Origin of the sequence: Tetragenococcus solitarius NBRC 100494 (assembly GCF_001544195.1) — a bacterium.
Classification (GTDB): Bacteria; Bacillota; Bacilli; order Lactobacillales; family Enterococcaceae; genus Tetragenococcus; species Tetragenococcus solitarius.
Map to the genome: position 1 here is coordinate 1 of NZ_BCPY01000054.1, position 13872 is coordinate 13872.

The window sequence follows — 13872 nt, forward strand, 5'->3', positions numbered from 1 at the left end:
CGTGCGACGAGTAACCGCAGGAGCAATGCAATTCGTGCGACGAGTAACCGCAGGAGCAATGCAATTCGTGCGACGAGTAACCGCAGGAGCAATGCAATTCGTGCGACGAGTAACCGCAGGAGCAGTGCAATTCGTGCGACGAGTAACCGCAGGAGCAGTGCAATTCGTGCGACGAGTAACCGCAGGAGCAATCTCTCTTATAGTTCGGATATTTTATTATCAAAGGTACTTATGTCACAGGCCCTTTATTTAAAAAGATAAATACCTTTTTTGCAAAAACTAGGGTAAGTTTTACGTACTTCCTCTAGAATACTGGAAAACGAGAGTAAATTTGTCACAATTACTCTCGTTCTTTTGCTTCTTGATAACCTAAAACTTACGTGTTAATTTAGTGACCACTTCACAACGCGCAGTTTGTGGAAACATGTCGACAGATTGCAAATATTCGACTTTAAAAACCTTCGCTAGTTTTCTCAGGTCTTTTGCTAAGGTAGAAACATTGCATGAAATATAGACAAGTTTTTTTGGTGGTGTTGCAACAAGTGTTTGTAATAGTTTGTCATCAAGCCCTGTCCTGGGTGGATCTACAATGATGCTGTCTGGCGTAAATCCTTCTTTTAGCCATTTAGGTAAGAGCTTTTCAGCTGTACCTGTTTCATAATATGTGTTGGTATAACCCATCTTTTGAGCATTACGTTTAGCATCTTCGATAGCCTGGTCAATAATGTCCATGCCGCGAACTTCTTTTGCTTTATCAGCTACGCTTAGACCAATTGTCCCAACACCACAATAAGCATCAACGACCGTTTCGTCTGGTGTAATATTCAAAGCTTTGATTGCTTCATCATAAAGTATGCTTGTTTGTTGTGGGTTTAGTTGGAAAAAAGCACGGGTAGATAAATCAAAGGTCAAATCGTTTAATTGTTCTTCAATCGTTTCTTTTCCCCAAAGATGTATCGTTTCCTCACCAAAAATTTGTGAGCTTTTCTTATCTTGTACGTTTTGCATAATTGAAACAACTTCTGGTAAACGTTGGTTGATTTCGTTTATTAAGGTATTTTTTTTCAATAATTTTTTCGTATGTGTAATAAAAACGAGTTGTACTTCGTTTGTTTTTACACCGATACGTACCATGAGTGTTTTTAATATGCCAGAATTTTTACGTTCATCATAAATAGGCAACTCATATTTATTAATCAATTGAACGACAGTATTAATCACTTTTTGGGTTGTTTTTTCTTGTACAGGACAATCATCGATGGCGACTAAACGATGTGAATTTGCTTCGTATAAACCAGCTTCTGCTTTCTTTGTTTTTGGATTGTACCTTAACTGAAATTGCGCTTTGTTACGATAATACCATGGTTCACTCATTCCTAAAGTAGGTTTTACCTGGTAACGCTGATATCCTTTAGGTCGGTATTTTTTTAATGCTTGTAATAGTAAATCCTGTTTAAAATCTAGTTGTTTGTTATAGGTTAAATGCTGTAATTGACAGCCGCCACAACGATCATAAAATGGACAAGGCGGGGTAACCCGGTCTGAGCTTTTGCACAAAACCTTTATTAAGGAGGCTTGTGCAAATTTAGGGTTTGTCTGTGTGATTTTAGCCGTAATTTTTTCACCTGGCAGTGCTTTAGGTACAAAGATGATTAAACGCTTAAAATAGCCTATCCCTTCACCATTTATGCCCAACCTTTTTATTTGTAATTGTAAGGTTTGTCCAACAGCAACTTGTGTATTCACGAATAAACGCTCCTTTTTTAAATTCGCCTTTATTCTAACATAGAATGGATTTCTTTAGTTAAAAGTTATGTTAAACTAAAAAAGAAGAGACAGGGAGTGAAAAGATGTATACTGTAAAAAGTATTCGAAAACTAAAAGGAATTTTTTATCAGGTAGTTATTGACACAGATGAAAAAATTAAAGTTTCTGAAGACTTATTAGTTCGTTTTCGCTTGCTAAAAGGCAGCGAGTTAACAGCAGAAAAATTAGCAGAAGTTAAAGAGCAAGCCAGTTACGACTATGGCTTGCAAGAAGCTTTAAATTATATTAGTTATCAATTGAGGACGGAAAAAGAGACAAGAACATACTTACAAAAAAAGGAAGTCCCCTTAGAAGATCGCCACAAAATTGTCGCTCGTTTAAAAGAACTGGGTGTGATAAACGATCAGACATATGCAAAAAGCTATGTACGAACGCAAATACGGCTAAGCGACAAGGGCCCTTCGAGTTTAAGGCAACAATTAATTAAAAAAGGAGTAAAAGAAGCGTTTATTAGCGAAGCAATGGAGCTATATACGCCAGAATTGCAGGCAGAAATTGCTGGGCGTACGGCAGCAAAAGGCTTAAAAAAGATTCGTGGGAAGAGTTATCGAGAAACTATACAAAAGTTACGCTTAAACTTAATTAAAAAAGGCTTTAATTCAGATGTTGTCCAGCAAGCGATTGACCAGCTAGACTATGAAATTGATGAAACAAAGGAATGGGAAATTTTACAAAAAGAAGGACAAAAATTATTACAGAAAGATCATACCAAAGATCTAGCTAAGAGAAAAATGAAAATCAAGCAAAAATTATATCAAAAAGGTTTTCCAACGGATTTGATTCAACAATTTATCGATAAGGAAGAATTAGATGAAAAGTAAAATGTGGGATGAAGAAAAAATCCAGTCCTTTCAAACGGTTCTATTAGATTGGTATTATCAAAATAAGAGGAATTTACCATGGCGTGCTGATACGAACCCGTATAAGGTATGGATTTCAGAAATTATGTTACAACAAACGCGTGTGGATACGGTGATTGATTACTACTATCGCTTTATGGAAGAGTTTCCTACAATCAAAGATTTAGCTAAGGCAGATGAAGAAAAATTATTAAAGGTCTGGCAAGGGTTAGGCTACTATTCTAGGGCGCGCAACTTAAGGGTGGCAGCAAGACAAATTCAGGAAAAGTTTAATGGAGAATTTCCAGACACGGTTGAAAACATACGAAGTTTAAAAGGTATTGGTCCATATACTGCAGGTGCGATTGCAAGTATCTCTTTTGGTTTACCAGAACCTGCCATTGATGGAAATGTGATGCGAGTTATCAGTCGTCTGTTTGGTATTGAAGAAGATATCTCAAAAGCCAGTACATACAAAATATTTGACCAGATTCTTCGCAAAATTATTTCACGAGAAAATCCTGGAGATATGAATCAAGCGCTCATGGAAGTTGGTGCTACAGTCTCTACTCCATCTGCAAAAAAATGTCCAGAATGGCTGCAACCATTTTGCTACGCTTGTGCTCATAATGCCCATGATAAATTTCCTGTGAAGACAAAAAAAGCAAAACCAAAAGATGTTTACTATCTCGCAGGAGTGATCGAAAACAAAGAACATGAGCATTTATTAATACAGCGTCCTGAAAATGGTCTTTTAGCTAGAATGTGGCATTATCCCTTAGAAGAAGTTAGCTCTGAAAAATATAAGGAACTAAAGCAGTTTTGGTATAAAGAAGACACAAATCAGATAACATTAGATCTGGTCGCAGAAGATATGGCACCTGAAATTTTTAGCGAATGGCCTGTAGTATGGCAAAAAAGACATCTAGGGGAAGTGACCCATGTATTTAGCCATTTGAAATGGCATATCCTGATTTTTTATGGACGCGCCCGCTCAGATTTTTTTCCTGAAAATAGTCAATGGATAGAGGAATCTTCTTTTTCTTCAGTTGTTTTTCCAAAAGTACAGCAAAAAATCATCCAACAATTTCATAAAACTCATAAAGTTGGACAAGATTTATAGAAAACAATGACATTTATTGCTATAATATTTACGATGCCAGTGTAAAACACTCAAGCAAATACGAGTTTCGTAAGGTGAGGGTTGCTATGAGAATGCCTAAAGAAGGCGAGTTTGTTAGTATTCAAAGTTACAAACATGATGGCAATTTGCATCGAACGTGGCGCGATACGATGGTATTGAAAACCAGTGAACAGTCGTTGATCGGTTTAAATGATCACACATTAGTTACCGAATCAGACGGCAGGCGCTGGGTAACCCGAGAACCAGCTATTGTTTATTTTCATAAAAAGTACTGGTTCAATATAGTAGCAATGATTCGAGAAAAGGGGGTTTCCTATTATTGTAATCTAGCTTCGCCGTTTATTTTAGACGAAGAAGCACTGAAATATATTGATTATGATTTGGACATTAAAGTTTTTCCGGATGGTGAAAAACGTTTGTTGGATGTGGATGAGTATGAACTACATGGTAAACTAATGCACTATCCAAATAATATCGATTATATTTTAAAAGAAAACGTCAAAATTTTAGTTGACTGGATCAATAATGGAAAAGGACCTTTCTCAGAAGGGTACGTCGATATATGGTATAACCGCTACAAGCAATTGTCGCATAAATAAGAAAGCTGCCGATTTTTTCGGCAGCTTTTTATATTTTTTTCATCATTGTGATATGTTGAATCCCTGCATCCAAGAAGAAATCTCCTTCTTCTTGATAGCCTAAGTTGTGGTAAAAATTACGTGCAGTAATTTGTGCTCCTAAAATGATTTTGTGGTAACCATTATTTTTAGCATAGCTTTCCGCTTCTTTCATAATTATTTTGCCATAACCTTTTTTTCTGGCCTGTTTGACAACAGCCATACGTTGTAGCTTAATAGTATTTTGTTTGGCCGCAAGCAAACGAACTGTAGCCACCGCTTCCTTTTGCTCGGTATATAAAACAAAGTGAATGGCATGTGGTTCGTCTGCATCGATTTCTCGTTTACGAGGGACTTGTTGTTCTTCTATGAAAACTTGCTTTCTGATTGCCAGAGCATCAGAGTAAATTTTATTTAAAGTATTGTTTGTGTGTCTGGTATACATATTATCACCTCGTGATGATTATACCGTTTTGATTAGAAGATGGCTAGAAATAAACTGGATAAAAGGTAAACATTTTTGTAATGTGAATTGGTTTTCATTGAAAAGAAAAAAGCTTTGTGGTAGCATTTTATTGTGGTTGTAAACCACGTTTTTTTTATAAAATTTGAAAAAATAAGGAGCGAATGCAATTATGAATGCTGACCCCGGGAGTCAGTCGCTGATAGCACAGATATTGCTATTACTTGTTTTAACCTTAGTGAACGCTTTTTTAGCTGCATCAGAAATTGCTGTGGTTTCGGTCAATAAAAGTCGAATCGAACAACAAGCAGAAGATGGGGATCAAAAATCGCAAAAGCTTTTACATACACTAAAAGATCCCACGAATTTTTTATCGACAATTCAAGTCGGAATCACATTGGTGAATATCTTATCTGGTGCTTCTCTTGCTTCACAATTAGCTCAACGTCTTGCTCCATATTTAGGTGGAGGAGCCGCAGCTGCAAGTATTGCGCATATCATTATGGTGATGCTTTTAACCTACGTATCAATCGTATTTGGTGAATTGTACCCCAAACGTATTGCTATGAGTAAAACCGAAGAAGTAGCCAAATTTACTTCTGGAATTATTCGGATTATTGGAAAAGTGGCAAAACCATTTGTTTGGTTGCTATCAGCATCGACGAATTTACTCGCACGAATTACTCCTATGGAATTTGATGACGAGGATAGTAAAATGACGCGTGATGAAATGCGTTATATGATGGAAACAGAAGGTGTCTTTGAAGATGAAGAATTGTCCATGCTTCAAGGAGTTTTTTCACTCGATACTAAAGTAGCACGGGAAGTGATGGTTCCTCGTACAGACACTTATATGGTTGACATCAATGATGATGTAAATGACGTAATCCAGGATATCCTAAATCAAAACTATTCCCGAATTCCGATTTTTGATGAAGAAAAAGATAAAATAATTGGTATTTTGCATACGAAAAATTTATTAAAAGGGGCTTATAAAAAGGGCTTTGACAATCTCGATTTACTTTCTTTATTGCAAGAGCCGTTATTTGTGCCTGAAACGATCTTTATCGATGATTTATTATATGAAATGAAAAAAACGCAAAGTCAGATGGCGATTTTACTCGATGAATATGGTGGGGTTGTAGGGATTGCGACCTTAGAAGATCTACTTGAAGAAATTGTCGGTGAAATCGATGACGAATCAGATGAAGTAGAAACACTTTATAAAAAGATTTCTGATTCAGAATACATTATCCAAGGTGGAATGTTAATTGAAGAATTCAATGAAGCTTTCGATACTAACCTTCATATGTCAGATGTAGATACGATGGCTGGTTACTTAATTACAGCTTTAGGAGAAATTCCTGAAGAAGGAGAAAAGTTAACTTTTGACGTAGATAACTTGACTCTGGCATCAGAACAGACAGTAGGTCCGCGGGTTTTAAAAATCAGAGTTATATTTCATGACCCTGAAGAAACAGAAAGTGTAGAGCCTGAAGAAGAACGTCGTTTTTTCCATAAAGATTTTGACGATGATGAACCACGTCGTTAATCTCTAAAAGCTCTGATAAAATGGGTAATAATTAAATATCCGAACTATAAGGGGATTGTTGTAAGGTTATGGACCATCTTATTCATATAGTTCGGGTATTTTTTTGTGCTTTTAAATATATATTTTACAAGATAATTTAAAAAAGCTGTAGGAATGAACCGACTGTCTGTTTTTATTTATTTTTGTTATTCGAAATGATATACTGATCAAGTTCATATTTATCAAGATAAAGAGTGAAAAGACAAGTTAGAATGAAAGGAGAGAGAGATTGTGACATAAGTTCTTTTACTAACAGAGTATTTGAATTATAGCTATAGACAGACAGCTTCTGCGATTACTCGTCGCTAATGGAGGATGTTTATGTTTGATAAATCTGTCAAATATAGCTTAGGATTTGTATTTATGTCACAACTCACATAAGAAATGGATAAACAAGAATTAAAAAAAGAAGTGGATAGCAGGCGTACATTTGCAATTATTTCCCACCCTGACGCTGGTAAGACAACTATTACTGAGCAACTTTTGCTTTTTGGGGGCGCTATCCGACAAGCAGGTACTGTAAAAGGGAAAAAAACGGGAAATTTTGCTAAATCTGATTGGATGGAAATTGAAAAGCAACGAGGGATTTCTGTCACCAGCTCCGTCATGCAATTTGACTATGATGGAAAACGTGTCAATATTTTAGATACGCCTGGACATGAAGATTTTTCAGAAGATACCTATCGAACCTTAATGGCAGTAGATAGCGCAGTGATGGTTATTGATAGTGCCAAAGGGATTGAAGCCCAGACAAAAAAATTATTTAAGGTAGTTAAACAACGTGGTATCCCAATTTTTACTTTTATTAACAAAATGGACCGAGATGGGCGTGAACCCTTGGATTTATTAGAGGAATTGGAAGATTTACTTGATATCGAATCCTATCCTATGAATTGGCCAATTGGTATGGGCAGAGGGCTGGAAGGAATTTATGACATTCATAATGAGCGCGTCGAGTTAGCTCATCCAGAAAATTACGATGGCAAACGTTTCCTTACACTTGATAAAAGCGGGAATATTGCTGATGAACATCCGTTAAAACAAAATAGCATTTACCAACAAGCAGTGGAAGACGTCGAATTGCTGCAAGAAGCAGGGGATGATTTTGACTTAGAAAAAGTAGAAGAGGGGAACCAAACACCGGTGTTTTTTGGATCAGCATTAACCAATTTTGGCGTGCAAACTTTCTTGGAAGCCTTCTTAGAATATGCGCCAGCACCGCAGGCTCATAAGACACAAGACGACAAGAAAGTGGACCCTTATGAAGAAGAGTTTTCAGGATTTGTATTTAAAATTCAGGCTAATATGAATCCAGCTCATCGTGACCGTATTGCGTTTTTGCGGATTTGTTCTGGAACTTTTACGCGGGGAATGGAAGTTACCTTAGAGCGAACAGCCAAGAAGATGAAATTAAGTAATGTTACCCAATTTATGGCAGATGCTCGCCAGAACATTCAAGAAGCAGTTGCTGGAGATATTATTGGAATTTATGATACTGGAAATTATCAAGTCGGGGATACGCTTTATGAAGGAAAGCTAGGGATTGCTTATGAAGAGTTACCTTCTTTTACTCCTGAATTATTCATGCAAGTAAATGCTAAAAATGTGATGAAACAAAAGTCATTTTATAAAGGAATTCAGCAGTTAGTTCAAGAAGGAGCGATTCAATTGTATCAAACCTATCTGACAGACGATTATATTATTGGCGCTGTAGGACAATTGCAATTTGAAGTTTTCCAATACCGTATGAAAAATGAATACAATTCGGAAGTGGTCATGAAACCCCTAGGGCATAAAATTGCTCGTTGGATAGATCCAAAAGATTTGGACAAAAATATGCATTCTAGTCGAAATATTTTGGCCAAAGATCGTTTTGGACAACCATTATTCTTATTTGAAAATGAGTTTGCTATGCGTTGGTTTGCTGATAAGTACCCTAATGTTGAATTGAAAAGCTTATTATAAAAAACAAAAACAGCTTAAAAAGAACTGCTGCAAAGAGTACTTTTTAAGCTGTTTTTTTATAAGATACAAGCTAAGGTTTTTGTTTACTTAGCTTGGGGATAGAGATCTCAACAATACCATCATTTTCAATTTCTGTGATGTCTTCTTCATTATAGGAATCCGGAGATAGTTTTTTTAAAAATCGAGCTTTGATTTCGTCAATTTCAGATGGTCTAATTGTTCGTTTATTATTTACTAATAAAAGCTCATTATGCTGAGGGGCCTCAGTGTATACAATAGAAGTATCACCTGCAGTGTATACCTTTACCAGCACGGCATCTGTATTTTCTAGTTGCTGTTTTACCAGTCTGGAATGGCTGTTAGTAACATTGACTAGTTTCATTTTATTTCACCTCACAATTTTGCAGCTAGGTTTCTCTTTCATATATATTATATTTTTCTTTTAAAAAAATTTAAAGCATTAGGTATTAAAAAAACTGGAAAAGTACATAAAAAGTACTTTTCCAGTTAATAATGGTAGGCTTATTTATTTTCTTGTTTATTTTCAACCGTAGCATTTTCCGACGCTTCGATTTCAATTTCACCTTTATCGTTGAGCACTGCTTTTAGATCTGCGCTTTCTGGGTGATCAAGATAATATTCAGCGATACCATCTTCAATTTGTTCTTGAATGGTCCGACGTAATGGACGTGCGCCCATTGCAGGATCGTACCCTAGTTCAACTAATTTTTCTTTGACATTTTGAGAAACATCGACATGAATTTTTTGATAAGCAAGCATGTCATTGACATCGTCAAGCATCAAGGAAACAATCTTCATTAAGTTTTCTTTGCTTAATCCCTTGAATTCAACAATACCATCAAAACGGTTTAGGAACTCAGGGTTGAAGAAATCTTTCAAGTGACTTAATACAGAGTTTGTTACGCCTTCACGGGCAGGGCCAAAGCCAACATTTGCCTCGACATTGCTTGTACCAGCGTTACTTGTCATGATAATCAAAGTATCTTTAAAACTTACTGTACGTCCTTGTGCATCGGTCAAACGTCCGTCATCTAAAATTTGCAAGAACATATGCAATACATCCGGATGTGCCTTTTCTACTTCATCAAGTAAGATTAAGCTATACGGATTTCGACGAACTTTTTCGGTTAATTGACCGGCTTCTTCGTAGCCAACATAGCCTGGTGGTGAACCGATTAATTTAGAGATACTATGTTTTTCCATATATTCAGACATGTCAAAGCGAATCATTGATTCTTTTGAACCAAACAATTCATAAGCTAATTGTCTAGCTAATTCAGTCTTACCAACACCTGTTGGTCCAACAAATAAGAAAGAACCAATTGGGCGATTTTGACGGCCTAGCCCCACTCGGTTACGTCGAATAGCTTTAGAAACTTTATCGATCGCTTCATCTTGTCCGATGACGTGTTTTTTCAAGTCATTACTTAAGTTACGCAATTGATTTTGTTCTTTTTCTTTTAATTCACCGACTGGAATATTAGTTTGTTGTTCGACAATTTGTTCCATTGTCTTTTCAGTAATGACGGGCATTTTTTCGTCATTTACTTGTTTTTCCTTCATTTTTTCAAGCTTATTAATTTGGTCTCTATAATAAGCAGCTTTTTCATAATCTTCCTCTTTAGAAGCTTGTTGTTTTTCTCGTTGAGCATCTTCTAATTTTTTCTCAATCGTTTTTGGATCAACATATTGGATTGTCAAGTTTTCTCTAGAACCTGCTTCGTCCAATAAATCGATCGCTTTATCAGGTAAAAAACGATCTTGAATATAACGGTTTGATAAATCTGCTGCTGCTTGAATGGCTTCATCTGTATATTTTACATGATGATAATCTTCATAACGTGGTTGCAACCCTTTTAGAATGGAGACGGTCTCTTCAATCGTTGGTTCGTCAACACGTACAGATTGTAAGCGTCGTTCTAGGGCAGCATCTTTTTCAATGATACGATATTCATTTAAAGTTGTTGCACCAACCATTTGAAGATCGCCGCGAGCCAATGCTGGTTTTAAGATATTTCCGGCATCCATATTTCCATCGCCTGCTGTTCCTGCACCTACAATTTCATGAACTTCGTCGATAAATAAGATAATATTTTCTGCTTCTTTAATTTCATTGATCAATTGTTGCATTCTTTCTTCAAATTGACCACGAATTCCTGTTCCTTGAACAAGTGAAGCAACGTCTAAGCGTACAACTTGTTTGTCCATTAATTTTTGTGGCACATCACCGTCAACGATTTTTTGAGCTAAACCTTCAACGACAGCTGTTTTACCGACACCAGCCTCTCCGATTAAGACAGGATTATTTTTTGTCCGACGGTTTAAAATCTCAATTACTCGTTTAATTTCACCGTCGCGTCCAACAACTGGGTCGATTTGTCCATCTTTAGCTTGCTGGGTGATATTAATTCCATAATCACCTAAAAGACCAGATAAGCCAGAATCTTTTGGCGGCTGTCCGCCGTTTATATTATTTCCGCCACCTGCTTGTGTTGGAGGAGTTTGTTGATAGTATCCATTTCCACCTTGCATTTGAGACATTTGACGGAAGAAGTCATCTAAATTTCCAAAGCCAAATGGATCTTGTTGCATTCCCATAGGATTTTCTTGTTGATTTTTTAATTTTTGATAGCAATTCTGACAAAAGTCGATTTGTCGTCTTTGTCCGCCTACATTGGCATATAAATGAATGGTTGCTTCATTTTTTCCACAATTTTGACAAAGCATCGAATCTCACAACCTTTCTTTACGTTCAAGTTCTTTCACTTTGAAAAAAGGTAAGTTAATGTCAAAAAACATTGACCAACTTTGACCTTTCAAATTCTATTATACAATCTTTTGCATAATTTTCAAGCATTTGAACTGGAAAAACATAAATTTCTTAAGACAGTTTAAATGACTTGCAGAAGGAAAAATAAAGCACTTTAAAGTATTTATAGAGTAAATAATGATATTGTATTAATGAAACTTGCAGAATTTGTTCTTTTGACTATAATTTTTTATTAGATATAAAAAGGAGAGAAGCGGATGACACAAGAAGAATTTGCTAAAAAGCTACAAGAGTTAAAAGATGGAAACATCGCTGAAGTCATCGTAGAACAGGCAGACTTTATGGAGTTTCGTAAAGCATGGCTATCCTTTAGTGATCGCTCCTCTTTTGTAGGTAAAGCAGGCTTGAGCGGAACGATTCATTATAAATACTTCCCTGCGGAACAAGAAAAGTGAAATTATATGTAATTATTTGATTTATGTCGGAAAACGGTTGTCTAATGGGCAAAAAAATGGTAATCTTATCAATTGAAAGGGTTATTAACTATTTTTTTTTGTTCAACTTTAATGTTAGAAAACCCTCACAAAAATTTGATACCTCAAAGGAGATCGATCGATATGGAAAAGAAAGATTTTAACGTAATTGCTGAGACAGGAATTCATGCACGTCCAGCAACATTATTAGTACAAACTGCAAGTAAATTTAACTCAGATATTAACTTAGAGTACAAAGGTAAATCAGTAAATCTAAAATCTATCATGGGTGTAATGTCCTTAGGTGTTGGTCAAGGTTCTGATGTAACAATCTCAGCAGAAGGCGCTGACGAATCAGATGCAATGGCAGCAATTGTAGATACAATGAAAAAGGAAGGATTGTCTGAATAATGTCTGAAATGCTAAAGGGAATCGCGGCAAGCGATGGAGTAGCTGTTGCAAAAGCCTACCTGTTAGTGGAACCAGATTTAAGTTTTTCAAAAGTAACTGTAGAAGACTCTGATAAAGAAAAATCTCGTTTGGATGATGCTCTAAAAGCGTCTGAAAAAGAATTACAGAAAATTCGCGAAAAAGCGGCTGAAACTTTAGGAGAGTCAGAAGCACAAGTTTTTGATGCCCATTTAATGGTGGTAAATGATCCAGAAATGACGGATCAAATTAAACAAAATATTTCAGATAATAAAGTGAATGCAGAACAAGCATTAAAAGATGTTACCGATACATTTATCGACATGTTTGAAGCAATGGAAGATAATTCTTATATGCAAGAACGTGCTGCTGATATTCGCGATGTGTCTAAACGTATTTTAGCACATTTGTTAGGGGTAACTTTGCCTGACCCTTCAATGATTGATGAAGAAGTTGTAATTGTCGCACATGATCTAGCTCCAAGTGATACTGCTCAATTGGACCGTAAGTTTGTAAAAGCTTTCGTTACTGATATTGGCGGACGTACTTCTCACTCAGCGATTATGGCTCGTTCTTTGGAAATTCCAGCTATTGTTGGAACAAAAAAAGTGACTGAATTAGCTGGAGAGGGCGACATTGTTGCTGTAAATGGGATTGAAGGAACCGCAGTTGTTAATCCTACAGAAGACCAAAAGGCTGAATATGTTGAAGCAGGCGAGAAATTTGCTTCCCAAAAGAAAGAATGGGAAAAGTTAAAAGATGCCAAAACTGTCACTAATGACGGTCAACACTTTGATTTAGCCGCAAATATAGGTACGCCAAAAGACCTAAATAGTGCGCATGAAAATGGCGCTGAAGCTGTAGGTTTGTATCGTACGGAATTTCTATATATGGACTCTGCTGATTTTCCAACTGAAGAGGACCAATTTAACGCTTATAAAAAAGTTTTAGAAGGTATGGACGGTAAACCAGTTGTAGTTCGTACGATGGATATTGGTGGCGACAAAGAACTTCCATACTTGGATTTGCCAAATGAAATGAATCCATTCTTGGGTTATCGGGCGCTTCGTATCAGTCTTTCCCAATTAGGCGAAGGAATGTTCCGTACACAATTACGTGCTTTATTACGTGCTTCGGTTTACGGTGAATTACGAATTATGTTCCCAATGGTAGCTACTTTACAAGAATTTCGTGCTGCTAAGAAAATATATAATGAAGAACGTGAAAAATTAATAGACCAAGGCTACGGCGTTTCTAATTCAGTTCAAGTGGGAATTATGATTGAAATCCCTGCCGCTGCTGTTTTAGCTGATCGTTTTGCTAAAGAAGTTGACTTCTTTAGTATCGGAACAAATGATTTGATCCAATATACGATGGCCGCAGACCGCATGAACGAACAGGTTTCTTACTTGTACCAACCTTATAATCCAGCAATTTTACGCTTGGTTAAAAATGTGGTTGAGTCTGCTCATAAAGAAGGAAAATGGGCAGGTATGTGTGGAGAAATGGCCGGCGATCAAATAGCTGTTCCTTTATTAATGGGAATTGGGTTAGATGAGTTTTCCATGAGTGCAACTTCTATTTTGAAAACACGTAGTTTGATGAAAAGATTGGATAGTAAAAAAATGCAGGAACTTTCTGAACGCGCATTAAATAATTGCGATACTGCAGATGAAGTTATTGCATTAGTAGAAGAATATACGAACTAATTTTTCGTTAAAATAAAGAAAAAT

General features: G+C 36.3%; 13 protein-coding genes. 9 read left to right on the forward strand and 4 right to left on the reverse strand.

Going from position 1 to position 13872, the window contains the following annotated elements:
• Nucleotides 1-253, forward strand: a 253-nt coding sequence (locus TS1_RS12625) for a hypothetical protein (protein ID WP_169792382.1), incomplete at its 5' end; no start/stop codon positions are given.
• Between the two features lie 116 nt (nucleotides 254-369).
• On the opposite strand, the gene rlmD is transcribed toward TS1_RS12625, so the two are convergent.
• Nucleotides 370-1746, reverse strand: coding sequence for a 23S rRNA (uracil(1939)-C(5))-methyltransferase RlmD (gene rlmD / locus TS1_RS11285; RefSeq protein WP_068710603.1), 1377 nt, complete (start codon nucleotides 1744-1746; stop codon nucleotides 370-372).
• Nucleotides 1747-1850: 104 nt separating this feature from the next.
• On the opposite strand from rlmD, the gene recX reads away from it, so the two are divergent.
• From recX to ntdP, 3 genes are all read left to right on the forward strand, one after another.
• On the forward strand, nucleotides 1851-2648 hold the full coding sequence (recX, locus tag TS1_RS11290) for a recombination regulator RecX (RefSeq protein WP_068710604.1): 798 nt from the start codon (nucleotides 1851-1853) through the stop codon (nucleotides 2646-2648).
• Nucleotides 2638-3789 carry an A/G-specific adenine glycosylase gene (gene mutY, locus TS1_RS11295; protein ID WP_068710605.1) on the forward strand — a complete coding sequence of 384 codons (1152 nt, stop codon included), beginning with the start codon at nucleotides 2638-2640 and terminating at the stop codon, nucleotides 3787-3789. Before recX ends, mutY begins: the two co-directional genes overlap by 11 nt.
• An 86-nt stretch (nucleotides 3790-3875) precedes the next feature.
• The gene (gene ntdP / locus TS1_RS11300) at nucleotides 3876-4409 is read left to right on the forward strand and encodes a nucleoside tri-diphosphate phosphatase (RefSeq protein ID WP_068710606.1); all 534 of its coding nucleotides are present in this window, start codon (nucleotides 3876-3878) and stop codon (nucleotides 4407-4409) included.
• Between the two features lie 28 nt (nucleotides 4410-4437).
• Here ntdP and TS1_RS11305 read toward each other — a convergent pair whose 3' ends face one another.
• Nucleotides 4438-4872, reverse strand: a complete 435-nt coding sequence (locus TS1_RS11305) for a GNAT family N-acetyltransferase (protein ID WP_068710607.1) — start codon at nucleotides 4870-4872, stop codon at nucleotides 4438-4440.
• Nucleotides 4873-5062: 190 nt separating this feature from the next.
• Between TS1_RS11305 and TS1_RS11310 the strand changes: the two genes are divergently transcribed.
• Both TS1_RS11310 and TS1_RS11315 read left to right on the forward strand, forming a co-directional pair.
• Complete coding sequence (locus TS1_RS11310; protein WP_068710608.1) at nucleotides 5063-6442, forward strand: hemolysin family protein; 1380 nt, start codon at nucleotides 5063-5065, stop codon at nucleotides 6440-6442.
• Between the two features lie 423 nt (nucleotides 6443-6865).
• Entirely contained in the window at nucleotides 6866-8446 is a 1581-nt protein-coding gene (locus TS1_RS11315; protein ID WP_068710609.1) for a peptide chain release factor 3, read from the forward strand.
• A 70-nt stretch (nucleotides 8447-8516) separates the two neighbouring features.
• Here TS1_RS11315 and TS1_RS11320 read toward each other — a convergent pair whose 3' ends face one another.
• Both TS1_RS11320 and TS1_RS11325 read right to left on the reverse strand, forming a co-directional pair.
• A complete protein-coding gene (locus TS1_RS11320) occupies nucleotides 8517-8828 on the reverse strand; it encodes a DUF1827 family protein (protein WP_068710610.1) in 312 nt (103 codons plus the stop codon).
• 140 nt (nucleotides 8829-8968) lie between these two features.
• Nucleotides 8969-11194: an ATP-dependent Clp protease ATP-binding subunit gene (locus TS1_RS11325; protein ID WP_068710611.1), complete on the reverse strand. Its 2226-nt coding sequence runs from the start codon at nucleotides 11192-11194 to the stop codon at nucleotides 8969-8971.
• 300 nt (nucleotides 11195-11494) lie between these two features.
• On the opposite strand from TS1_RS11325, the gene TS1_RS11330 reads away from it, so the two are divergent.
• The 3 genes from TS1_RS11330 to ptsP all read left to right on the forward strand — a co-directional run bounded on the left by TS1_RS11330 (nucleotide 11495) and on the right by ptsP (nucleotide 13848).
• Entirely contained in the window at nucleotides 11495-11692 is a 198-nt protein-coding gene (locus TS1_RS11330; protein WP_068710612.1) for a hypothetical protein, read from the forward strand.
• Nucleotides 11693-11854: 162 nt separating this feature from the next.
• Nucleotides 11855-12121 carry a phosphocarrier protein HPr gene (locus TS1_RS11335; RefSeq protein WP_068710613.1) on the forward strand — a complete coding sequence of 89 codons (267 nt, stop codon included), beginning with the start codon at nucleotides 11855-11857 and terminating at the stop codon, nucleotides 12119-12121.
• The gene (ptsP, locus tag TS1_RS11340; protein ID WP_068710614.1) at nucleotides 12121-13848 is read left to right on the forward strand and encodes a phosphoenolpyruvate--protein phosphotransferase; all 1728 of its coding nucleotides are present in this window, start codon (nucleotides 12121-12123) and stop codon (nucleotides 13846-13848) included. Before TS1_RS11335 ends, ptsP begins: the two co-directional genes overlap by 1 nt.
• Nucleotides 13849-13872 lie beyond the last annotated feature (24 nt).

Bases quoted from the DNA above. Each gene is read 5' to 3' on its own strand.
- TS1_RS11315 (WP_068710609.1), top strand. From the start codon at position 6,866: ATGGATAAACAAGAATTAAAAAAAGAAGTGGATAGCAGGCGTACATTT.
- mutY (WP_068710605.1), top strand. From the start codon at position 2,638: ATGAAAAGTAAAATGTGGGATGAAGAAAAAATCCAGTCCTTTCAAACG.
- TS1_RS11335 (WP_068710613.1), top strand. From the start codon at position 11,855: ATGGAAAAGAAAGATTTTAACGTAATTGCTGAGACAGGAATTCATGCA.
- TS1_RS11330 (WP_068710612.1), top strand. From the start codon at position 11,495: ATGACACAAGAAGAATTTGCTAAAAAGCTACAAGAGTTAAAAGATGGA.
- TS1_RS11310 (WP_068710608.1), top strand. From the start codon at position 5,063: ATGAATGCTGACCCCGGGAGTCAGTCGCTGATAGCACAGATATTGCTA.
- TS1_RS11325 (WP_068710611.1), bottom strand. From the start codon at position 11,194: ATGCTTTGTCAAAATTGTGGAAAAAATGAAGCAACCATTCATTTATAT.
- recX (WP_068710604.1), top strand. From the start codon at position 1,851: ATGTATACTGTAAAAAGTATTCGAAAACTAAAAGGAATTTTTTATCAG.
- ptsP (WP_068710614.1), top strand. From the start codon at position 12,121: ATGTCTGAAATGCTAAAGGGAATCGCGGCAAGCGATGGAGTAGCTGTT.
- TS1_RS11305 (WP_068710607.1), bottom strand. From the start codon at position 4,872: ATGTATACCAGACACACAAACAATACTTTAAATAAAATTTACTCTGAT.
- ntdP (WP_068710606.1), top strand. From the start codon at position 3,876: ATGAGAATGCCTAAAGAAGGCGAGTTTGTTAGTATTCAAAGTTACAAA.
- TS1_RS11320 (WP_068710610.1), bottom strand. From the start codon at position 8,828: ATGAAACTAGTCAATGTTACTAACAGCCATTCCAGACTGGTAAAACAG.